Source organism: Polaribacter septentrionalilitoris, assembly GCF_009832745.1.
Classification (GTDB): Bacteria; Bacteroidota; Bacteroidia; order Flavobacteriales; family Flavobacteriaceae; genus Polaribacter; species Polaribacter septentrionalilitoris.
In genome coordinates this window covers 187020-210554 of the sequence record NZ_VRMJ01000041.1, presented here as the reverse complement: position 1 = coordinate 210554, position 23535 = coordinate 187020, and the positions used below count along the sequence as shown (strand labels likewise).

Genomic DNA, 23535 nt, shown 5'->3' with positions numbered 1-23535 from the left:
GATAAAACAATTGATTTTGAGAATGAATTATTTGAGTTCAAAAATTACTATCTTTATTTTTTAAAACTAAAAAAACGACTTATGAGATTGTTAAAGTATTCTTTGTTTTTTTTACTTTCTTTACTTGTTTCTTGTAGTAACAGTTCAATTATAGAGATTGGATTAGAGGGTGTAAATCAAAATATAAAAAAAGAGTTTGCACCCGACAAAAGAGTTATTATTTATGATATAAAAATTGATAGTTATGATGATAACATTTTACTTACTGGAGAGACAAACTCTAAAGCTGCCTATGAAAAACTGTTAGATAGTTTAAAAAGTTTTGAAATTAATTTTATCAGTAAAGTTAGAGTTTTACCAGACACAGTTATTGGCAATAATATGTACGCTGTCGCTAGAAATTCTGTAATCAATATTCGTTCTGAACCCAAACATTCTGCAGAATTAGGCACACAAGGTTTATTAGGAATGTCTTTAAAAGTATTAGATAAAAAAGGAGATTTTTATAGAATACAAACTCCTGATAATTATATTTCCTGGGTTGATAAAGGAGGAATTACTAAGATGAATAAAGGCGAATTTGATGCATGGAACTCAACTGAAAAGGTGATTTTTAATAAAAATTTTGGTTACGTCTATAAAGATAAAAACGAAGATTCAGAAATTATTTCTGATATTACACTTGGAGGAAAATTAAAGTTTATTAAAGAAAGTAATGAATATTTTGAAGTAGCATATCCTGATAACAGAACAGGTTTCATCAAAAAAAATGAAGCGGTATTATATCATTCTTGGTTGCAAAACCTTATTCCATCACAAGAAAATATAGAATTAATTGCAAAAAAAATGAGTGGATTTCCATATTTATGGGGAGGAACTTCTGCCAAAGGAATGGATTGCAGTGGTTTTACAAAAATGGTATACTTAATGAACGGATTTATCATTCCTAGAGATGCCTCACAACAAATACATGCAGGAAAAATTATTGATAAAAATTTAAATTTTTCTGATTTGCAAAAAGGAGACTTGCTCTTCTTTGGAAAAAAAGCGACTCCAGATAAAAAACAAAGAGTAACTCATGTTGCTATTTGGTTAGGAAATGACAAAAAAGAATTTATTCACGCTTCTGGAAATGTACATATTTCTTCTGTGAATGAAAAACAACCTCACTATGATGAATTCAATAAAAATAGATACTTAGGAAGCAGACGTTATTTAGGTTTTAAAGATAAAATGATTATTGATTTAAAGAAGAAATAATACTATAATTATTTAGCTTAAATTCAATTCATTATCCATTTAATTACAATACTTTTGCCCGCAATTTGAAATAATACAAAATGAAACGAGTAAAAGAATACAAAAAGCTGTTTAATGTTGAAGGTTCAATTAATCTAAAAGAATTAAAATCTACTTATAGAGGCTTGGTTAAAGAGTGGCATCCAGATAAATTTACAGATGAAACCAAAAAAGCTGAAGCAGAAATTGTAAGCACTAAAATTATTGATGGTTATCATTTTTTAGTAAGTATTGCTCCAGAGACTAAAGAAGCAAACTTAGAATCTTATAAAAAAACAATTACTGAGTTTCAAGTTGCAGATTGGCATCACAAAAGTATGACCTTAGAAGTAACATTTTCTGATGGAAATACATATGAATATTTTGGAGTGAATAAAATTCTTTTCGGAAAATTTATAAATGCAAAATCTATAAACAATTTTGGAAAAAGAAATATTTTCAATTCCTTTTTGTATAGAAAGTCTAAAAAAGCTGCAGTAATGGCTTAACAAATAAGCTATTTTAATAAAACACAAAACCCTTCAAACGTTAATTTTGAAGGGTTTTGTGTTTTATTAATTAAGAAGTCTAATACAGTACTCTGAATTTAATTGTACCTTCTACTTTTCTTAGTTTTTCGATTACTTCTTTATTATATTCTTTATCTAAATCTGTAATAACGTAACCCACTTTTGGATCTGTAGATAAAAATTGTCCATTGATATTCAAATCATATTTTGCTAAAATCTTATTGATTTTTGCCATCACACCTGGCACATTTTTATGAATGTGTAAAAAACGGTGTGCATTAGTTTGTCTTGGCAAACGAATATTAGGAAAGTTTACAGCATCAACTGTATTACCTGAATTGATATATGCCATAATTTTATTTGGTACAAAATCAGCGATATCTCTTTGTGCTTCTTCTGTGCTTCCACCTACGTGAGGTGTTAAAATTACATTTGGTAAGCCTTGTAATTCTGTAATGAATTCACCATTTTTTCTTGGTTCTGAAGGATACACATCTATTGCTGCACCTGCTAATTTTTTAGATTTTAAAGCATCTACTAACGCAGGAATATCTACTACAAAACCACGAGCTAAATTCACTAATACTGCTCCATCTTTCATCGCAGCAATTTCTTTAGCTCCAAAGAAGTTTTTATTAGCTGCATTATCATCTACGTGCAAACTAACTGCATCAGAAATAGACAATAACTCTTCTAAATTACTAACTTTTGTTGCGTTACCTAAGGCTAATTTATCTTCAACATCATAATAATACACATCCATTCCTAAAGCTTCTGCTAAAACAGATAATTGCTTACCAATGTTACCATAACCAACAATTCCTAATTTTTTTGCACGAACTTCTCTTGAACCTTCAGCAGTTTTTTGCCACAGACCATTATGAATTTCTGTACTTCTTTGAAACACAGAACGCATTAACATAATAATTTCTCCAATAGCTAACTCAACCACAGAACGTGTATTACTGTAAGGCGCGTTAAATACCACAATTCCTTTTTCTTTACACGCTTCTAAATCGATTTGTTTTGTACCAATACAAAATGCACTAACCACCATCAATTTTTCTGCAGCATCAACCACTTTTTGGGTTACGTTAGTTTTAGAGCGAATTCCTAAAACGTGTACGTCTTTTATTTTTTCTATCAGTTCGTCTTCAGACAAACTTTTAGATACAGTTTCTACTGAAAATCCATCTGATGAAAGTTTGGCAAACGCATCTGGATGTACATTTTCTAATAATAAAATCTTAATTCTGTTCTTTGGGTAACTTATATTTCTTGGCAACTTGTTAACGTATAAAAATTCATCTAAATTCGGGGCAATATGGTCTGCGTTTTGTGTTGTTTTGTCACGCGAAACATTTTCTGTGTAAGCAAAAAACTTATCAGCTACACCTGCTTCACGAGTTACATAATCGCTATAACCATCGCCAATAACTTGTATTTCTCCTTCAAGGTTCATGTCTTTTAAACACTTGATTTTTCCATTGTGTTGAGACAGTGGATTAGCACTATCAAAACTTACAATTTTTCCATCTTTATCAAATTCAAAAGTATTTGCAAATACTCTTTCTGATGGAATGTTATATTCTGCAACTATTGGATCTATAAACTCTTTAAATCCACAGGAAATCACATAAATATCATCTGCAAATTCTTCAAAGAATTCTTTATTACTTTCTATAGATTTAGATACTTGCTTTTTTAATGCAACTACCAAATCATCTAAGTCAGATTTGTTTGCCTCTAACAACTTGATTCTTCTTTCTAAAGACTCTGTAAAAGAGATTTCTCCATCAATCCCCAAATTAGTGATATCTATTATTTCTTGAATAATTTCATCTTTCTTAGGATTGTTTTCTAGCGTAATTTCTGCTAAAACATCTAAAGCTTCTACACGAGTTAATGTGCTGTCAAAATCAAAAATGTAATTTCTTTTTGTAGTAATCATTACTTATAAAACCTTGGTTGATTTAAGTGTGTAAATCTACAAATATAGTAGAGATTTAAGAAGTAAATTTACAGTTTTACGATATCTGTTTTATTTGTCTGAAATATCAAAAAATAGCATAAAAAAAATAACTTTTAGTGTGAAAAATTATCAAATCCTAAAAGAAGTAACCACCAAACAATGGGTAGTGCTTCTACCCAAAAAGAACTGAAGTATTTAGATTGATTAATTTTTGCTCTCATTAACAATAAAATAGCGATAAAAAAGAACAACATAAAAGGTGTTTTTACCCAATTAGAAAAAGGCATTAAATACTCTAAAACTAGAGAGAAAACCAACAATATTAAGCCTATTTTTTTTGTTTTTTCTACTCCTATTTTCTTAGGAATTGTCTGTAAAGAAATCGCATCATATTTCACATCTCTAATATCAAAAGGCAAGATTAAAACTACTACAATTAAAAAACGTTGCAAAAGCATTAAAACAGTGTTAAACTCTATTCCTTTTCCTGCATCAAGTACTGGAATTAACACCGTAAACCCTGCCCAAACTAAAGCTACTACAATGATTTTAAGATAACTGATTTGTCTTAGATTTTTTTCAAATCCACTTAAAAAAGGAACTGCATATAAAACTGTTAACAAACAAAAAGGGATGGTGAAAAATAAAGTTTCTAAAGAAATTTTAAAGGCATAATAACACAACGCTAAAAATGAAAAAAATGAAAAAATTTGAATATTTTTCAAACCTTTTGTCAAACTTCTATGATGTAACTTTGCTACACCAGCATATTTTACAAAATTATAGCCTGTAATAGTTCCAAAAAACACAAAGTAATATAAATTTTGATTGTATGGTAAATCAAAATACAATTCTGTAATTCTTAAAAAAGCATACACAGCTAAAGCAACATGAATACTTGTGTTGATGTAAAAATTAAAAATTAATTTAATACCCTTCATCTCACAAAAATAACCTATTGTTTATAATTAATCTATTTAGTTAATAATTAACATTGTTTTGCATAAAAACAGGGTTTACATATTTCTTTTATTGCGTATTTTTGTTGCGCAAAATTTTAACGATTTACCAACTATAATTTAACATAACTAAATCGATTGAAATAAGCCTAAATTAAACTTTATTTAATGAACACAAATTCGTTTCAACTTAGACATATTGGCCCTAACAAAGAGGAGCAAGAAAAAATGCTAGCTACTATTAAAGCTAACAGTTTAGATCAGTTAATTTTAGAAACTGTGCCAGATAATATTCGCCTAAAAGAGGATTTAGATTTAGCGCCTGCTATGAGCGAATACGAATACTTGGCACATATTAAAAAACTTTCAGAAAAAAATAGAGTTTTTAAAAGTTATATTGGTTTAGGATATCACGAAGCGATTGTACCTAGTGTTATTCAACGTAATATTTTAGAAAATCCGGGGTGGTATACTGCCTACACACCTTATCAAGCAGAAATTGCTCAAGGACGTCTAGAGGCGTTGTTAAATTATCAAACTATGGTTTGTGATTTAACAGGAATGGAGTTGGCAAATGCCTCTTTGCTAGACGAATCTACAGCTGCAGCAGAAGCCATGGCATTGTTATTTGATGTGCGAGAAAGAGCTCAGAAAAAAGCTGGAGTTTGTAAGTTTTTTGTTTCTGAAGAAATTCTACCTCAAACTTTGTCGGTTTTACAAACACGTTCTACTCCTATTGGTGTTGAGCTTGTTATTGGAAATCATGAAGAATTTGATTTTTCTGATGAGTTTTACGGAGCAATTTTACAATATCCTGGAAAACACGGACAAGTATACGACTACACCAATTTTGTAGCAAAAGCAAATGAAAAAAATATAAAAGTAGCAGTTGCTGCTGATATTTTATCGTTAGTAAAATTAAAAGCACCTGCTGAATTTGGTGTTGATGTAGTTGTTGGAACCACGCAGCGTTTTGGAATTCCTTTAGGTTACGGAGGTCCTCATGCAGGTTATTTTGCTACTAAAGAAAAATACAAAAGAAGTATTCCTGGACGTATTATTGGTGTAACCAAAGACAAAAACGGAGAACGAGCTTTACGTATGGCATTACAAACACGCGAACAACACATTAAACGCGAAAAAGCAACGTCTAACATTTGTACTGCACAAGTTTTATTGGCAGTAATGGCAGGAATGTATGCGGTTTATCATGGTAAAAGTGGTTTACAATACATTGCAGATACCGTACACAACAAAACAAAACTAGTTGCTAATTATTTAGAAAAAGCTGGTTTTAAACAATTGAATTCTTCTTATTTTGATACTCTTTTAGTTGAGATTGATGCTATTCGTTTAAGACCTATAGCTGAATCTTTTGAAGTAAACTTTAATTATATTTCTGATAATTTAGTGTCTATTTCTTTAAATGAGGCAACTACTCAAAAAGACTTAATGACCTTATTTACACTTTTAGGTCAAGTAAAAAAACGTCCAAACCCAGTGAAAGAAGAGAATTACGATACGTTTTCTCAAATTTTAACGCAAGAGCCTTTTCATTCTGATTTTGAAGTAATTTCTGAAAACATACAAAGAAATACATCCTTTTTAGACAATGACATCTTTAACACGTATCAATCTGAAACAGACATGATGCGTTACATCAAGAAATTAGAGCGTAAAGATTTAGCATTAAATCATTCTATGATTTCTTTAGGTTCTTGTACCATGAAGTTGAATGCAGCTTCAGAGATGTTGCCTCTAAGTGATCCACAGTGGGGAAATATTCACCCATTTGTACCTTTAAATCAAGCTGAAGGATATCAAGAAGTTTTAAAAAAATTAGAACATCAATTAAATATTATTACTGGTTTTGCTGGCACATCTTTACAACCCAATTCTGGTGCTCAAGGTGAGTTTGCTGGTTTAATGACTATTAGAGCGTATCATCAATCTAGAAAAGATTATCATAGAAATATTTGTATTATTCCTGCTTCTGCACACGGAACAAATCCTGCCTCAGCAGTTATGGCAGGTATGAAAGTTGTGGTAACTAAAACTGATGAAAACGGTAATATTGATGTAGAAGATTTACGCGCAAAAGCTGAAGAACATTCAGACAATTTGGCTGCGTTAATGGTAACATACCCTTCTACTCATGGAGTTTTTGAAAGTGCTATTCAAGAAATTACCAAAATTATTCATGATAATGGTGGACAAGTATACATGGATGGCGCAAACATGAACGCTCAAGTTGGATTGACAAATCCTGCTACAATTGGTGCTGATGTTTGTCACTTAAACTTACACAAAACTTTTGCCATTCCTCATGGAGGTGGTGGCCCTGGAGTTGGCCCTATTTGTGTCGCACCTCAATTGGTCCCGTTTTTACCAACAAATCCTGTTGTAGAAACTGGAGGAGAAAACGCAATTACAGCTATTTCTGCTGCACCTTGGGGTTCTGCTTTAGCCTGTTTAATTTCTTACGGATACATTACCATGCTTGGTTTTAGAGGATTAACCAATTCTACCAAGAATGCTATTTTAAATGCAAACTACATCAAAGAACGTTTACAAGGTCATTATGATACCTTGTATACTGGAGAAAAAGGTCGTGCAGCTCACGAAATGATTATTGATTGTAGAGATTTTAAACAAAATGGAATTGAAGTAGTAGACATTGCAAAACGTTTGATAGATTATGGTTTTCATGCACCAACAGTATCTTTTCCAGTAGGTGGAACTATGATGATAGAACCTACAGAATCTGAGAGTTTAGCAGAATTAGATCGTTTTTGTGATGCCATGATTTCTATCAGAAAAGAAATTGAAGTTGCTACAAAAGAGGATGAAAACAATCCTTTAAAAAATGCTCCTCATACACAAGCCATGTTAACATCTGATGAATGGGATTTACCATACACAAGAAAACAAGCGGCTTTTCCTTTAGAATACATTGCTGATAATAAATTTTGGCCTTCTGTAAGAAGAGTAGATGATGCTTTTGGTGATCGAAACTTAATTTGTTCTTGTAACCCAATAGAAGATTATATGTAGGACAAATAGTCTATTGTAAACCACCTCATTTTTTTGAGGTGGTTTTTTTATTAAAACAAGTAATTTTTATTGTTGATTTTGCAACTTAAAAAAACGAAATTTGATAGTTTCGTTTACAAAACGTATCATAAACGTGATATGCTAGCAAAATTAAAAATTTAAGTTTTCTCTAGAATATCATCCACAACCATTTTAGCATGAATACGAGAGTTCTCTATGAACCATTTGTGAGTTTCCATACCTCCACAAATTACTCCAGCTAAATAAACACCTTTTACATTTGTCTCCATAGTTTCTGGGTTGTAAGTCGGTTTTTTTGTTTCGTTAGAAAGTGAAATACCCAATTGGGTTAAAAAATAAAAGTTGGGTCTGTAGCCAATTAAAGCTAAAACAAAGTCATTTTCTATAGTTTCTATTCCGTTTTTAGTTTTGATATCGATTTCTGTTTCCCTAATTTCCGAAATATTCGCATTGTAATAAGCCTTGATACTTCCTTCTTCTATTCTATTGATGATATGTGGTCTTACCCAATATTTTACACGCTGCCCAACTTCATTTCCACGAATAATTAAAGTTACCTCAGCACCTTTTCGCCAGCATTCTAACGCAGCGTCAATCGCTGAATTACTGGCACCAACAATCGCTAATTTTTGTCCTGCATAAAAATGAGGATCTTTATAATAATGAGCTACTTTTGGTAAATCTTCACCAAAAACATTTAGCTTATTTGGGATATCATAAAAACCTGTAGCTACAATTACATTTTTTGCTTGATAGTTGTCTTTTGTAGTTTCTACAGAAAAAAAACCTTCGTTTTTAACTACCTTTTCTACTTTTTCAAACAAATGAATATTGAGTTTATTTGAGGTTGCAATTCTTCTATAATATTCTAAAGCTTCACTTCTACTCGGTTTTGCCTCTTTACTAATAAACGGAATATCATCAATTTCTAAACGTTCTGATGATGAGAAGAACTGCATATTTATAGGATAATTATAGAGCGAGTTCACAATAGGTCCTTTCTCTAAAATGATGTATGAAAATCCTTTTTTTTGCGCTTCTAATCCGCAAGCAATTCCAATAGGTCCTCCACCAATAATAACAACATCAATGTTCTTCATTAAGTATAAATATTTTCTAAGTTTTCAATTATATCTTTCTTTTCTCTTCTAAAAATGTGTTTAGATTCAATATCAGCAATTGAATCTAACCCCATAGCGGCAGTCATTTCTTTTACTGCTTTTATGGTTTTATCATGATAATTTTTAACTCGTACATTTTTCTTTTCAACCACCAAAGCTTTTACCAAATCATCATCTTGGGTTGCTACACCAACAGGGCAGGTATCTAAGTTACATTCTCTAGCCTGAATACAGCCCAAACTTAGCATAAAACTTCTTGCCATTGCTATGGCATCTGCTCCCAATGCTAAGTATTTAATAACATCAAAAGCATCAATGGCTTTTCCGCTAGCAATAATTTTTATTTGATTTTTTAATTTATATTTCTTTAAAAGTGTATTTACAAAAACCAATCCTTCTTGTAAAGGTGTACCAATGTAGTTTGTAAATTCTGGAGGAGCTGCACCAGTACCTCCTTCTCCACCATCTACCGCTATAAAATCTGGATAATTATCAGCCTTTGCAAAAGTTTGAATCATTTGTTCAATTTCATCGGTATCTCCAACACAAAATTTAATTCCTACTGGTTTTCCTTCCGATAAATCTCTTACTTTTTGTATGAAAGTAATCATTTCTTCAAAATTCGAAAATGCAGAATGACTTGGAGGTGAATCTACTTGCGTAAAAGGTTCAACTTTTCTTATGGTTGCAATTTCTTGGGTATTTTTTTGAGCTGGTAAAATTCCTCCATGACCTGGTTTAGCACCTTGAGAGAATTTAATTTCAATCATTTTTACTTGTGGTCTAATAGCATTTTCTTTAAAAATTGCATCATCAAAAACGCGTTTTCCTTCTACGGTTTTTCCTGCTCCAAAATACCCTGTACCCACTTGAAAAATTAAATCACCACCTTGTAAATGATAAGGTGATATTCCTCCTTCTCCTGTATTATGTGCAAAATTACCCATTGCTGCACCTTGATTTAGTGCTTTTATTGCATTTTTACTTAAAGAGCCAAAAGACATTGCAGAGATATTAATAATAGAACTTCTATATGGTTGCTTACATTTGTCTGAACCAAAAAGTACTTTTTCTCCTTTTATTTGATGATGATCTTTTGGAAACAAAGAATGTTTTACAAATTCATATCCTTTTTTATAAACATCGTGTTGTGTTCCAAAAGGAATAGTTTCTTTTTCTAGTTTTGCACGTTGATAAACTATACTTCTCTTTTCTCTGTTTATTGGTGTTCCGCTTAAATCGTCTTCAATAAAATACTGTTGTATTTTCTCTCTTTCTTCTTCAAAAAACCACCGTAATCGTGCAACCAAAGGAAAACTTCTTAACAAAGAATGTTTGGTTTGTAAACTATCGTAAATAGCAATCAAAGTTAATACACTTGAAATTGACAATAATATAATTGTTCCTATCTGTGGAATGAAATAAACTAAAACTCCAAATAAAATTGTGGTAATTATAAGTATGGCTAAAATAGTGTTTCTCATTATCAAATTTTTAATGTAAAGGATGCTAAAAATACGCTTTTCGTCTAAATTTATAACAATAGCTTACAAATAAGTTGCGTTAAGGATTGTAGTGAAAATCCTTTTTATGAAGGATGAATAAAAAGATTGTAACGAAAAGCCTGACCTGAAAGGAAACGCCCGAAAAAAGCAATAAAAAAACCCCAACATGAGTTGAGGTTTTAAATATTTTGAAAATTCTAAAGAATTACTTCTTGAATTTTGCGTATTTGTTTTTAAACTTGTCAATACGTCCTGCTGTATCAACCAATTTAGATTTACCAGTGTAAAATGGATGAGAAGTTCTTGAAATCTCTAATTTTACTAAAGGATACTCAACACCATCAACTTCTAAAGTTTCTTTAGTGTCTGCTGTAGAACGAGTTATAAATACATCTCCATTAGACATATCTTTAAAAGCCATCATTCTATAATTTTCTGGATGAATTCCTTTTTTCATTTTATAATATTTTAATACTTTAATGTTATGTTTGCACTGAGTAAAGTTGGTAAGGTTTTACTCAAATCTCTAAATAGTTGTTATTTACTATTTTGAGGATGCAAATTTAACGATAATTTTTAATTTACAAATAAATAATTTGTTTTTATTTGAAGTATGAAAAATAAAATGCCTAAAATGAAGCTTTCTACCTATGTAACTGCCCTTTTGTTCTCAATTTTAATGATGATTTCTTGTTCTGATGTGTATAAATTTACATTACAACATAAAAAACAAGTCAAACTAAATGAAAATATTACAGTTACTTTAAAAGAAAAAGAAGGCAAACCTGTAAAAAATATGCAGTTTTTTGTCAACGGAAAAGAAGTTAAAGCAAAAGGAAGTTCATTAACTATAAATACTAAAGATTACGGAATTGGGAAACATTCTATTTCTGCGTTAGTTTTTTTTGATGGTAAAAGTAAAAAGGTAAACAATTCTTTTGAAGTTGTTGCCAATAAAGCGCCTCTTGTGTATGACTATAACATTATCAATGAATATCCTCATGATAATAAAGCTTATACTCAAGGACTAGAATACCATAATGGTTATTTATACGAAACTACAGGACGCAGAGGACAATCAACCTTACGTAAAGTAGAAGTAAAAACAGGAAAAGTATTACAAAAAGTAGCTTTAGACAAACAATATTTTGGTGAAGGAATGACCATCTTCAACAATAAAATTTATTGGTTAACATGGCAAGCTAAAAAAGGTTTTGTTTATAACTTAGATACTTTTGAACAAGAGAAAGAATTTACATACAATAATAGTAGAGAAGGTTGGGGATTGACACATAATGGTTCTGAATTGATAAAATCTGATGGGACAAATAAAATTTGGTTTTTAGATCCAGAAACATTGAAAGAAAAAAAATCGATTCAAGCATATACCAATAAATATGCTGTTGGTGATTTGAACGAGTTAGAATTAGTAAATGGTAAACTATATGCCAACAAATATCAAAAAAACACGATAACTATTATCGACCCAAATACAGGTATTGTTGAAGGTTTGGTTGATTTAAGACCTTTAGAAAAAGAAATGAAAAAAACGCAAAAACTAGTATCGCAAGACGAAGTCTTAAACGGAATAGCTTACGATACTGAAAACAATAGACTTTTTGTAACAGGAAAAAACTGGGGAAAATTATTCGAAATTGAATTGATAAAAAAACAATAATTGTATTCATAAAAAGTTTTACTTTTATAACAAATTGATTTTATGAAATATTTACTGACTTTTTTAGCGTGTGTTTTACTTATTTCCATAAGTTCTTGTAGAAAAGATTTTGAAACCGTGCCTAGTTTTGGTCAATTACAGTTCTCAAAAGACACTGTTTATTTAGATACTGTCTTCACCAACATTGGTTCTGCAACTTATAACCTAAAAGTATATAACAAAACTAATCAAGCCATTACTATTCCAAGAATTGAGTTAGAAAACGGAACAAGCTCTAATTACCGTTTAAATGTAGATGGAATTCCTGGAAAAGAATTTACAGATGTAGATATTCTTGCCAAAGACAGCATTTTTGTTTTTGTAGAAACGACTATTGATATTAATGCCGTATCAAACCCTTTATATACAGATCGAATTTTATTTGACAATGGAGACAACCAACAAGACGTTGATTTAGTAACCTTAGTCAATGATGCTAACTTCATTTATCCTGATAAAGATGCAGTTACTATGAAAATTGATAGTTTAACTTTAGACGGACAACCAACCACTTTAAAAGGTCGTTTTTTAACAGATTCTGAGCTAACCTTTACAAACTCAAAACCTACTGTTATTTATGGTTTTGCTGCTGTACCCGCTAATAAAACATTAACAATAGAAGCTGGAGCAAACATTCATTTCCATGATAATTCAGGATTAATTATAGACAACAAAGCCACATTAAAAGTCAACGGTACTTTGGCTGAAAAAGTTACCTTTCAAGGAGATCGTTTAGAAAACAGTTTTGATGATATCCCAGGACAATGGGGGACTATTTGGATGCGAGCAGGAAGCAAAGACAATGAAATTAAACATGCCATTATTAAAAACGGAATTATTGGCATTTTAGTAGATAGCATTGGAGCTGAAAAAACACCTACTTTAAAATTAGAAAACTCAGAAATTTACAATCATTCAAATTATGGAATTCTAGCTAGAGAAGCCAATGTTGAGGGACACAATTTAGTGATTGGTGATGCAGGACAAACTTCATTAGCTGCTACAATTGGAGGCACTTATAATTTTACGCATTGTACTTTTGCCAATTATTGGAATAATAGTTTACGCCAATTACCTGCTGTTTTGGTAAATAATTTTATCACTTTTACAGATGATAACGGACAAGAAACTGCTATTGTAAGAGATTTAAAAGCAGCCAATTTTACCAATTGTATTTTTGATGGAAACAACAATATCGAGTTTGTTTTAGATAAACTAGATGCAGGCGTGTTATTTAATTACAACATTAGTAACTCTTTAATTAAATTTAACGACACCAACGATACTTTTAAAGATGTACCAGAAATGGATTTTTCAAACTTCTTTTATCAAAACAATATTTTAAACGGCAACCCTAATTTTAGAGATTCTCAAAAAAACGATTTTATTATTGGGCAAGATTCAGATGCAATTAATAAAGCAGTAGCCACTCCTTTTTCTTTAGATATTTTAGGCGTAAACAGAACCAATGCTCCAGATATTGGAGCGTATCAACATATTATTTTTAAGGATGAGGATTAGCAACCCTTTTGTATTATTGCTTATATACCACCCCATTTTTCATCACAAAAACTACATTTTCCATAGTTTCGATTTTTTTTGTAGGATTGTCATCAACCGCAATAATATCAGCAAAAAATCCTTTTTTAATTTGCCCTATTTCATTCTCCATTTGTAAGATTTTAGCATTGGTAATGGTTGCAGATTGAATGGTTTCTATTGCAGGCATTCCTGCTTCTACCATATAACCAAACTCTTTTCCATTATTTCCATGTTTAAAAACACCTGCATCTGTACCAAATGCAATTCCAACACCTTTTTGATAAGCTCTAGCAAAAGTCCCTTGAATTTGTGGACCAACTGCTAACGCTTTTGGAACCACAATTTCTGGATAAAATCCTTTAATTTTTGCTTTCTCTTCTACTTCTTTTCCTGCCGTAATTGTAGGTACTAAAAACGCATCGTGTTTTTTCATTAAGTCCATGGTTTCATCACTCATATAAGTTCCATGTTCAATTGTTTTTACACCACCAATAATAGCTCTTTGCATACCTTCATCACCATGTGCATGAGCAGCAACGTGCATTCCGTAATCTTTTGCAGTATCACAAATTGCTTTTATTTCTTCTATTGTAAATTGTGGATTATCACCAGATTTCGCAACACTTAACACACCTCCTGTTGCTGTAATTTTTATACAATCTGCTTCGTTTTTATAACGTTGTCTTACTGCTTTTTTAGCATCTTCTACAGAATTTACAACACCTTCTTTTGGTCCAGGATCACCAATTAATTTTCTACTACTTCCGTTTGTAGGATCTGCATGACCTCCTGTAGTTGCTAAAGATTTACCTGCTGTAAAAACTCTTGGTCCAGCGATTTTACCAGCATTTATAGCATTTCTTACAGAAATATTAACTCCTGTTCCTCCCAAATCTCTTACGGTTGTAAATCCATTTAATAAAGTAGACTTTGCAAAACCAACTGAATTAAAAGCTACATCAGCCTCATTAGCAATATACTTTCTTAATCTAGTTTTAGCATCAAATTCCATCTCTATATGAACGTGCATATCAATCAAACCAGGCATTACCACTTTATCTCTTAAGTCTATTTTTTTGGCTGTTTTACTTTTCGGCATGATATATCCATCAAAAACATTTACAATTTTATTACCTTGAACTAAGATTGTTTTTTTTGATTCTATTTTACCAGATTTGGTATCAATTAATTTACCACATAAAATATAGGTTGATTGTGCTAAAACATTTTGTAAAAAGAAAACCGTAATAAGTGATAGGATAATTTTTTTCATTTGATTGGATTTTGTCTTTAAATGTATGAAATTTTAAGTAATTTGCTTTCTCTAAAGAACGAATAATGAAGAATGTTGTAATAACGGGAACAAGCAGAGGAATTGGTTTTGAATTGGCTCAGCAATTTGCGAATAACGGACATCAAGTTTTGGCTATTTCTAGAAATTCCAAGCCTCTATCAGATATTAATCATAAAAATATCACTTCACTTTCTGTTGATATTTCTAAAACTTCTGACTTTAATAAAGTAACTGATTTCATTAATACAAACTGGAATCATGTTGATGTTTTAATCAATAATGCAGGAAAACTAATTAATAAAGCTTTTACAGAACTGACCTCAGAAGATTTTTTAGAAGTGTATAAAGTAAATGTTTTTGCGGTTGCTGAATTGACAAAATTGTTAATTCCGAAAATGACCAAAAGCGCTCATGTAGTTACTATAAGTAGTATGGGAGGAATTCAAGGAAGCATGAAGTTTCCAGGTTTAGCAGCATATTCATCAGCAAAAGGTGCTGTAATTACATTGTCTGAATTACTTGCTGAAGAGTATAAAGAACAACAAATTGCATTTAATGTTTTAGCTTTAGGAGCTGTACAAACTGAAATGCTAGAAGAAGCTTTCCCTGGTTATCAAGCTCCAATTTCGGCAAAAGAAATGGCCAATTACATCTATGATTTTGCACTAACTGGAAATAAATTTTACAACGGAAAAGTCTTACAAGTATCCTCTTCAACTCCTTAATTTTTGGAACAAGAATATCAAAAATACATACCTCAAAAAGCAATTCCTTTTGTTCAATTTTTAATTAATGAACATCACTTTACATTAAAAATTGTAAATCAGAGACAAACTAAACATGGTGATTTTAGAAAACTTCCAAATGGAAGATTTCAAATTACCGTAAATAATAATTTAAATCCTTTTCAGTTTTTATTGACTTTAGTTCATGAAATTGCTCATCATGTTACGCATCAAAAATTTGGGCGAGTTCAACCTCATGGCAAAGAATGGAAAGCTGTTTTTCAGCATTTGATGTTGCCTTTTTTACGACCAGAAATTTATCCAAATGAAATTTTACCACATCTTGCCAAATATCTAAAAAACCCAAAAGCTAGTACTGATGCTGATGTAAATCTCTCTTTAGCGCTACGTGGAAACATTGCTGAAGCCGGAAAAAATTTTATTTTTGAAATTCCAGTTGGTAATTTGTTTAAATTTAAAAACACCATTTACAAGCGAGGTGAGAAAAGAAGAACTCGATTTGAATGCTTAAACATGACCAATAAAAGAGTATACTTATTCAACCAAAATGTTGAAGTCTCTAAATACAATCACTAAAAATTATTTTTTTTATTTTTCTCTTTTAATAAAAAGGGTATCTAACTCCAATTCTTTTTGAAGCCAAATTCTTAATTCTTTTTCTTTTGGATTGATAATGCTATCAGGTAATTTAATATTCCATTTTATAGTTGCTACTGGTATAGTATCTATTTTTATAAAATCTTTAGAGGACAAAACACTTGCAAAACCAATTGCTTCGATATCAACATATCTAATTTTGGCATCTTTTGCTATCCTACTAAAAGCAACTACTTTTTGATTTTTGTTAAGCGCATCTTGTTCTATTCTATCATTTAAAGTAGTAATGGTTTGCTGCAACTCTGTTATTTGTTTTTGTAAACCAGCTATGATATTTTTACTTTCTTGTAGTTCTTCTCGTTTTTCTTTATATGCTGCTGTAATTAGAGCAAAACTCTTTGTATCACTTCCTTTAATTCTTAATTTGAACTCCCCTAAATTTGGATATTCTTTGACATCAGTTAATTCATTATTTAAATCGTTTTCTGTAGCTTCAGTAATTTCATTAAAGAAGTTCAAATAAATTTCTTTCTTATCTAAATTTTTATCCCAATCTATTAATTGTAAATACTTATTAGATTTAATTTCATTATTGATAAAACCATTAATTTGAGTATTTACTTGATTATCATTAAACACTCTTAAAAAAGTAAAAATAGCTGGAATCATTACTGCAATTCCAACTACGGTAGCTACTGTTGCATAACGTTTTCTTTTGGCTGCATTTGCGTATTTATGCATAGGAAAACGCAAAAGCTTTAACACAATAAAGGTTGCCAAAGCAATAAAAATAGTATTAATTGTAAATAAATATAATGCTCCAAAAAAATAAGGCCAGTTTCCTTTTGCCAAACCATAACCAGCTGTACATAATGGAGGCATTAATGCAGTTGCAATAGCAACACCAAAAATAACAGAAGCTACTGTACCTCTTTTTGTTCTAGCCACCATTAATGCTAAACCACCAAAAAAAGCAATTAAAACATCACGAATATCTGGACTAACCCTCCCTAATAATTCAGAATTATCTTCGCTTAATGGAAAGAAATAAAAGAATAAAAATGATGCAAACAAACTTAGAACAATCATTGTCCCCAAGTTAATTAACGACTTTTTAAATGTATTGATATCGTTTAATGCAAAAGACATTCCAATACCCAAAATTGGCCCCATTAAAGGTGATATTAACATGGCTCCAATAACAACTGCTGTAGAATTGGCATTTAAACCAATAGATGCAACAAAGACTGCAAAAATGAGAATCCAAGCTGTAGCTCCTTTAAAAGGAATGTCTGCTTTAATTGCATCTATTGTGGCTTCGTGATCTGTATCATCTCTAAAATCTAAGAGTTCTTTTAAATAAATCTTAACGCTCTCAAAAAAACCTTTTGCTTCTTCTTGCAAATTGTTTTTAGCGTCCTTTCCTAATTTTTGAGGATTGTTTTTTTGAATATCTTCTTCCATCAAAGGTTATTTTACAAGGGAAAGATACAAAAAAAGATTTCAGAAAATTTTATTATTTCTCAAGAGATATTTTATCGATATAAAGTCTAAAATCTTCTTCTTTTTTATTACCAATTAAAAAAGCAACTTCTTCTATTGAGTCTGATGACAGGTTTTCCATATCTAAAACACGACCTCTAAAAGCAGGATACATTTCTGATAAATTAATTTCAATGGTTTGCCAATTTCCATTTGTGGAAAATGACGAAATGTATGAATGGGAGTCATTGCTATCTTTTTTTATTCTAAACTGATATTTCTTACCATCACCTTTGATCTTTAAGATTACTTTTGAAAAACCTTTGATACTTTTTTCTTTAAAACGATATCTTAACGATGAAAATCCACCATTATTTTCTAAAGAAATTTTACCTGAATATTCACCAAAACCATCTTTATTCAGTTTAAAATCTCCATTAGACTTTCCTCCCATAACAACATCATCAACAACCCTCCAATTTGATGTATTAGCATTAGTAGTAAAATCGAAGATGATATTATCTTGAGTAGCCATAAGAATTGGTAAAATGATTAAGAAATAGATTTTTTGCATATCATTAAAAATACAAATTAAAAATTAAGATTCTCAATGTTGTAAAAAATGTTGAATAAAAAAAGACTCCATACAAGTTGTATGGAGTCTTAAAATGTGACCGGGCTGGGGCTCGAACCCAGGACCCTCTCCTTAAAAGGGAGATGCTCTACCAACTGAGCTACCAGGTCATTCTTTTTCGTTTTAGCGGCTGCAAATATATAAGTTATTTTATAAAAAACAAACCTTTTTTTATTTTGTTTCTCTTAAATACGCTTCTCTAACTTTTTTAAATAAATTAGAAGAATACACAAAACTCACAACAGCTTCATTATCAGTTTTAAACATATCATCACTAGTACCTTCCCATGCTTTTTTACCGTTCTCTAAAAAAACTATTTTTTCTCCAATTTCCATAACAGAATTCATATCATGTGTATTAATTACTGTTGTTATTTTATATTCATCTGTAATTTCTTGGATTAAATTATCGATTACAATAGCAGTTCTTGGGTCTAAACCCGAGTTAGGCTCATCACAAAATAAATATTTAGGATTCATGACAATTGCTCTAGCTATGGCAACTCTTTTTTGCATACCTCCAGAGAGTTCTGCTGGTAATTTTTTATTCGAATTTTCTAAATTCACACGATTTAGCACAAAGTTTACTCTTTCTAACATTTCATCCTCAGACTTTGTTGTAAACATTTTTAGAGGAAACATTACATTATCTTCTACGGTTTGCGAATCAAATAGAGCACTCCCTTGAAAAACCATACCAATTTCTTGCCTCCACTGCTGTTTTTGATCTTGTGTAAACTGCGTGTTTATTCTCCCGTCAAATGAAATTGTCCCTTTTTCTGGAGTATGTAATCCTATTAAGGATTTTAAAAAAACTGTTTTTCCAGAACCACTTTGACCGATGATTAAATTTGTTTTCCCTGGATGAAAAGTAGCTGAAATGCCTTTTAAAACTTTTACGTCTCCAAATCCTTTATGTAAGTCTTTTACTTCTATCATAGGTTATGTCAATAGCATTTGAGTTAAAAAATAATTGGCTATAACTATTAAAATGGTAGTCCAAACTACAGATTGTGTACTTGCCCTTCCAACAGCTATAGAACCTCCTTTTACATAGTACCCATGGTAAGAAGGTACAGTTGCAATTAAAAAAGCAAAAACTAAGGTTTTTACAATGGCATAAAAAAGTAAAAATGGTTTAAAATCTAGTTGAATACCTTCTATATAATCTAACCCATTAAACAAGCCTGACAAAACACCAGCAGTCCAACCTCCAAAAATACCCAAAAACATCCCTAAGGATATTAAAAACGGATAAAAGAAAACAGCTGCTAAAATTTTAGGCAACACCAAATGATTTAATGAATTAATCCCCATAACTTCTAAAGCATCAATCTGCTCTGTAACACGCATTGTACCAATACTAGATGTTATGTAAGAACCAACTTTTCCTGCTAGAATAATAGAACAGAATGTTGGTGCAAATTCTAAAATTATAGAACGTTTTGCTGCAAAACCTACCAAAGATTTTGGAATAAAAGGATTGTCTAAGTTTAAAGCTGTTTGAAGCGCAATAACACCTCCAATAAAAAAGGATATAAACATAATTATCCCTAAAGATTTTAACCCTAAATCTTCAACCTCTTTCATAAAAGCTTGATAAAACACTTTTGAACGTTGTGGCTTTCTAAAAACCCTGCTCAACATCAAAAAATATTTACCAATATGCTCTATATAATTCATAGAATTAAATTTTATGCTAAAGTATTAAAATATCATTAATAGTAAGTTAAATAGAAGACATCAACGCAAAAAATAATTACTTTTGGTACTTAACTTAGGTATTTACTTTTATGAAACTTAAAATTATTTTCTTTTTCTGTATAACATTTGTCTTTTTATCTTGTAACCAAGAGCCAAAAAAAACTGAAAAAACAAAATTAGTTGTTGGTATTGTTGTTGATCAAATGAGGTATGATTATTTAACACGTTTCCAAGATAGATATGGAGAAAATGGGTTTAAACGCTTACTTAAAAATGGGTTTTCTTTAGAGAATGCACACTACAATTACATACCCACTTATACCGCTGTTGGACATTCAGCTATTTATACTGGAACAACACCTAGTGAACATGGTATTATTGGAAATAATTGGTACGATAAATTTTTAAAGAAATCCATTTATTGTGTTGATGACTCTGAATATACTACAGTTGGAAACAAAAGTGATGAAGGTAAAAAATCACCTAAACGATTATTTACAACAACCATAACTGATCAATTACATTTGGCGCAAAACATGAACGGAAAAACTATTGGAATTGCTATAAAAGATCGTTCTTCTGTTTTACCTGCTGGCCATACAGCTAATGCTGCATACTGGTATTCTGCTGGGAATTTCAACAATTGGATTACAAGTTCTTATTATATGGAAGAGCTACCACAATGGGTAACTGATTTCAATAACAACAACAAAGCAGATCAATATATAAATGCAGGTTGGGAAACTTTACATGATATTGATACTTATACTAAAAGTAGAGTTGATGACAACGTCTTTGAAGGGAAATTTAGAGGAGAGCAATCACCTGTTTTCCCTAAGAACTTAAAAGAATTACGAATAAAAAATGGAAATTTTAGCATTATAAAAACAGTTCCTGCTGGTAATACCTTAACCACAGATTTTGCAAAAGCAGCCATAATTGGAGAAAATTTAGGTAAAAGTGATTTTACTGATTTTTTAGCTGTAAGTTATTCTTCTACTGATTATGTTGGTCATAAATATGGCCCTGCATCAATTGAGATTGAAGATACTTACTTGCGGTTGGATAAAGACTTAGAAAACTTTTTTAATTTCTTAGATCAACAAGTTGGTAATGGGAATTATACCGTTTTTTTAACAGCTGATCATGCCGCTGTTCATGTTCCTGCATATTTGCAATCTTTAAAAATTCCTGCTCATTATTTTAGCACTAAAAATTTTAGAAATTTTCTTTTAGGAATTACTAAAAAGTATTACAAATCATCAGAACTAATTGAAAATGTGTCTAATTATCAGATTTTTTTGAATAAAGAAAAAATTGAAGCTTTAAATCTTAATTTAAATGATGTTGCTCAGAAATTAGCTGACGAAGTTGTACATTTTGATGGAATCTACAAAGCTGTTACTGCAAGAACTATGCAGACTACTCATTTTTCAAGTGGGATTCTTAATTCTCTCCAAAATGGGTACAATCAGAAATTATCTGGTGATGTTTTAATGATACCTTACCCTGCATCATTAATTCGTGGAAGAACAGGTACAAGCCATGGTTCTGGTTATTCTTATGACACACATGTTCCTATTCTGTTTTACGGAAATGGCATCAAAAAAGGTACTTCAACAAAAAGATATAACATTACTGATATTGCACCAACTATAGCTAATTTATTAAGTATTGAAGCACCTAACAGTACAAACGGAATTGTTATTGATGAAGTATTAAAAAAGTAATTAAAATTTAAAAATAGAGTTTTGCTGATGTCTTTTTATTGCTTTTTTAGATAAAAAAATCCCTATTATTAGTGATATAAAAGCACCTATTGAAATGCCAGGAATAAAGTTTATGAATAAGAAAAAATCATAGGCTCCGTGAAAGAGTGTTGCAAGTATCAATCCTGTTAGGTTTAAAATTACTTTGTTTTTAGAAAATTTTGCTTTTCCCATAAAATACCCCATTAATATTCCGAAAGTAGCATGAGCTGGAACCGCTGTAAATGCTCTTGTAACTCCTGTTGCAAATCCGTATTGAAAAACATAAAGCACATTTTCTAAAGCTGCAAATCCCATAGAAACCATTACCGCATATACAATTCCATCAAAAGGCTCATTGAATTCTATATTTCTTTGCGCATAAAACCGAACAATAATATACTTAGAAAACTCCTCTACCAAAGCAACCACAATAAATGCTTGTAAAAATTGCTGAATAATACTTGTTTCATTTGTCAGAGGAATTAATCTTCCTCCTAAACTACCAAGAATTGCAGTTAATATAATACTTACAGTGGCTCCTAAAAGAAAGTTCTTAAACAAGAAACCAATAGGCTCTTTTTCAAATTTATCTTTAAAATAAATATAGAGTATTACAATTGTTACAGGAGCAATAGCTAGCAGAAGTAATTCCATAGCAGAAATATACGTTTAATTCTTTTTTGGTAAAAAAACCTCTGCCATCATACAACGTGCACTGCCACCACCACAAGTTTCGATAGTTTCTAAAGAACTAGAAATTATTTTACAGTGATTGGCTATTTGTGCTTTTTGAGATTGAGTTAAGCAGTCATGAGCAGATTGACTCATAATCAGAAACTTTTCATCATTTTCACCTTTTACCTGTAACATATTTCCTGCAAAATAAGCAACTTGCTCTTCAGTAATATCTATTACTTTTTTTCCATCCTCTTTAAAGTGTTTTAAGAGGTTTTTTCTTTCTTTTTTATCGTCGATAGAAGACAAACAAATTACAACAAAAGTATCTGCTACACACATCATAACATTGGTATGATAAATAGGTTCTCTTCTATCTTCTACAGATTGATATGCAGTAAAAATAACTGGAGTATATTCAAAATCTTCACAAAACTCAATAAACAGATCTTCATCTGCCCTAGGAGAAAGTGCGCAATAAGCTTTGCGATGTTCTCGATCTAAAATCATACTTCCTGTACCTTCTAAGAAAATTTCTTCTTCTTCAGCAGACGTATAATCTACAACGTTATTAATGATAAAACCTTCTTCCTCTAAAGTCACCAATACATCTTCTCTTCTTTCTAACCTTCTATTTTCTGCAAACATCGGGTAAATAGCCACTGTTCCATCATGATGAAAAGAAATCCAATTATTTGGAAAAACTGAATCTGGTGTATCAAACTCTTTATTATCAGAAACCACAATTACATGTATGCCATGATTTTTTAAAGTAGTTACATAATGATCAAACTCTTCTATTGCTCTTGCATTAATTTTAGAATGCTCTAAATGAAGCTCTTCTTGATAAAAATTATTTACAGCAGTTTGTTCATTCATTCTGAAATTAACAGGACGAATCATCAAAATTGTATTTGTAGTCTGACTCATTTATAAAAATTTGGAAAGCAAAA

At 30.8% G+C, this 23535-nt stretch carries 20 protein-coding genes and 1 tRNA gene; 8 read left to right on the top strand and 13 right to left on the bottom strand.

The window, feature by feature from the left end; genetic code table 11:
- The first annotated feature begins 81 nt into the window (after positions 1–81).
- Both FP421_RS11105 and FP421_RS11100 read left to right on the top strand, forming a co-directional pair.
- Positions 82–1260, top strand: a complete 1179-nt coding sequence (locus FP421_RS11105; protein WP_159950618.1) for a C40 family peptidase — start codon at positions 82–84, stop codon at positions 1258–1260.
- A gap of 80 nt (positions 1261–1340) precedes the next feature.
- A complete protein-coding gene (locus tag FP421_RS11100; protein WP_159950616.1) occupies positions 1341–1787 on the top strand; it encodes a KTSC domain-containing protein in 447 nt (148 codons plus the stop codon).
- A gap of 79 nt (positions 1788–1866) precedes the next feature.
- Here the strand turns inward: FP421_RS11100 and serA are convergent, their stop codons facing one another.
- On the bottom strand, positions 1867–3759 hold the full coding sequence (gene serA / locus FP421_RS11095) for a phosphoglycerate dehydrogenase (protein ID WP_159950614.1): 1893 nt from the start codon (positions 3757–3759) through the stop codon (positions 1867–1869).
- A gap of 134 nt (positions 3760–3893) precedes the next feature.
- Complete coding sequence (locus FP421_RS11090) at positions 3894–4721, bottom strand: UbiA prenyltransferase family protein (protein ID WP_159950612.1); 828 nt, start codon at positions 4719–4721, stop codon at positions 3894–3896.
- Between the two features lie 186 nt (positions 4722–4907).
- Between FP421_RS11090 and gcvP the strand changes: the two genes are divergently transcribed.
- Positions 4908–7793 carry an aminomethyl-transferring glycine dehydrogenase gene (gcvP, locus tag FP421_RS11085; protein ID WP_159950610.1) on the top strand — a complete coding sequence of 962 codons (2886 nt, stop codon included), beginning with the start codon at positions 4908–4910 and terminating at the stop codon, positions 7791–7793.
- A gap of 158 nt (positions 7794–7951) precedes the next feature.
- Here gcvP and FP421_RS11080 read toward each other — a convergent pair whose 3' ends face one another.
- From FP421_RS11080 to FP421_RS11070, 3 genes are all read right to left on the bottom strand, one after another.
- Positions 7952–8914, bottom strand: a complete 963-nt coding sequence (locus FP421_RS11080) for a YpdA family putative bacillithiol disulfide reductase (protein WP_159950608.1) — start codon at positions 8912–8914, stop codon at positions 7952–7954.
- The gene (locus FP421_RS11075; RefSeq protein WP_159950606.1) at positions 8914–10419 is read right to left on the bottom strand and encodes an FMN-binding glutamate synthase family protein; all 1506 of its coding nucleotides are present in this window, start codon (positions 10417–10419) and stop codon (positions 8914–8916) included. The genes FP421_RS11080 and FP421_RS11075 overlap by 1 nt, the downstream gene beginning before the upstream one ends.
- Before the next feature lie 226 nt (positions 10420–10645).
- On the bottom strand, positions 10646–10897 hold the full coding sequence (locus FP421_RS11070; RefSeq protein WP_159950604.1) for a type B 50S ribosomal protein L31: 252 nt from the start codon (positions 10895–10897) through the stop codon (positions 10646–10648).
- Between the two features lie 177 nt (positions 10898–11074).
- Here FP421_RS11070 and FP421_RS11065 point away from each other — a divergent pair, with 177 nt between their 5' ends.
- Both FP421_RS11065 and FP421_RS11060 read left to right on the top strand, forming a co-directional pair.
- Complete coding sequence (locus tag FP421_RS11065) at positions 11075–12118, top strand: glutaminyl-peptide cyclotransferase (RefSeq protein WP_159950602.1); 1044 nt, start codon at positions 11075–11077, stop codon at positions 12116–12118.
- 42 nt (positions 12119–12160) lie between these two features.
- Positions 12161–13678 carry a hypothetical protein gene (locus FP421_RS11060; RefSeq protein ID WP_159950600.1) on the top strand — a complete coding sequence of 506 codons (1518 nt, stop codon included), beginning with the start codon at positions 12161–12163 and terminating at the stop codon, positions 13676–13678.
- A gap of 13 nt (positions 13679–13691) precedes the next feature.
- On the opposite strand, the gene FP421_RS11055 is transcribed toward FP421_RS11060, so the two are convergent.
- Positions 13692–14972, bottom strand: coding sequence for a metal-dependent hydrolase family protein (locus tag FP421_RS11055; protein ID WP_159950598.1), 1281 nt, complete (start codon positions 14970–14972; stop codon positions 13692–13694).
- 65 nt (positions 14973–15037) lie between these two features.
- On the opposite strand from FP421_RS11055, the gene FP421_RS11050 reads away from it, so the two are divergent.
- Together FP421_RS11050 and FP421_RS11045 are read left to right on the top strand one after the other, a co-directional pair.
- Entirely contained in the window at positions 15038–15718 is a 681-nt protein-coding gene (locus tag FP421_RS11050) for an SDR family NAD(P)-dependent oxidoreductase (RefSeq protein ID WP_159950596.1), read from the top strand.
- Positions 15719–15721: 3 nt separating this feature from the next.
- Positions 15722–16315 carry a SprT-like domain-containing protein gene (locus FP421_RS11045; protein ID WP_159950594.1) on the top strand — a complete coding sequence of 198 codons (594 nt, stop codon included), beginning with the start codon at positions 15722–15724 and terminating at the stop codon, positions 16313–16315.
- Between the two features lie 12 nt (positions 16316–16327).
- Here FP421_RS11045 and FP421_RS11040 read toward each other — a convergent pair whose 3' ends face one another.
- The 5 genes from FP421_RS11040 to FP421_RS11020 all read right to left on the bottom strand — a co-directional run bounded on the left by FP421_RS11040 (position 16328) and on the right by FP421_RS11020 (position 20135).
- On the bottom strand, positions 16328–17800 hold the full coding sequence (locus FP421_RS11040; protein WP_159950592.1) for a DUF389 domain-containing protein: 1473 nt from the start codon (positions 17798–17800) through the stop codon (positions 16328–16330).
- A gap of 52 nt (positions 17801–17852) precedes the next feature.
- On the bottom strand, positions 17853–18392 hold the full coding sequence (locus FP421_RS11035) for a CIA30 family protein (protein ID WP_159950590.1): 540 nt from the start codon (positions 18390–18392) through the stop codon (positions 17853–17855).
- A 97-nt stretch (positions 18393–18489) separates the two neighbouring features.
- A tRNA-Lys gene (locus tag FP421_RS11030) sits at positions 18490–18562 on the bottom strand.
- 61 nt (positions 18563–18623) lie between these two features.
- Positions 18624–19391, bottom strand: coding sequence for an ABC transporter ATP-binding protein (locus FP421_RS11025; RefSeq protein ID WP_159950588.1), 768 nt, complete (start codon positions 19389–19391; stop codon positions 18624–18626).
- 3 nt (positions 19392–19394) lie between these two features.
- Positions 19395–20135 (bottom strand): MlaE family ABC transporter permease, encoded by a 741-nt coding sequence (locus FP421_RS11020; RefSeq protein WP_159950586.1) that lies wholly within the window; start codon positions 20133–20135, stop codon positions 19395–19397.
- Between the two features lie 110 nt (positions 20136–20245).
- Between FP421_RS11020 and pafA the strand changes: the two genes are divergently transcribed.
- Positions 20246–21886, top strand: a complete 1641-nt coding sequence (gene pafA / locus FP421_RS11015) for an alkaline phosphatase PafA (RefSeq protein WP_159950584.1) — start codon at positions 20246–20248, stop codon at positions 21884–21886.
- On the opposite strand, the gene FP421_RS11010 is transcribed toward pafA, so the two are convergent.
- Positions 21887–22561 carry a PrsW family intramembrane metalloprotease gene (locus FP421_RS11010; protein WP_159950582.1) on the bottom strand — a complete coding sequence of 225 codons (675 nt, stop codon included), beginning with the start codon at positions 22559–22561 and terminating at the stop codon, positions 21887–21889.
- Between the two features lie 15 nt (positions 22562–22576).
- Entirely contained in the window at positions 22577–23512 is a 936-nt protein-coding gene (gene ctlX / locus FP421_RS11005) for a citrulline utilization hydrolase CtlX (RefSeq protein ID WP_159950580.1), read from the bottom strand.
- Positions 23513–23535 lie beyond the last annotated feature (23 nt).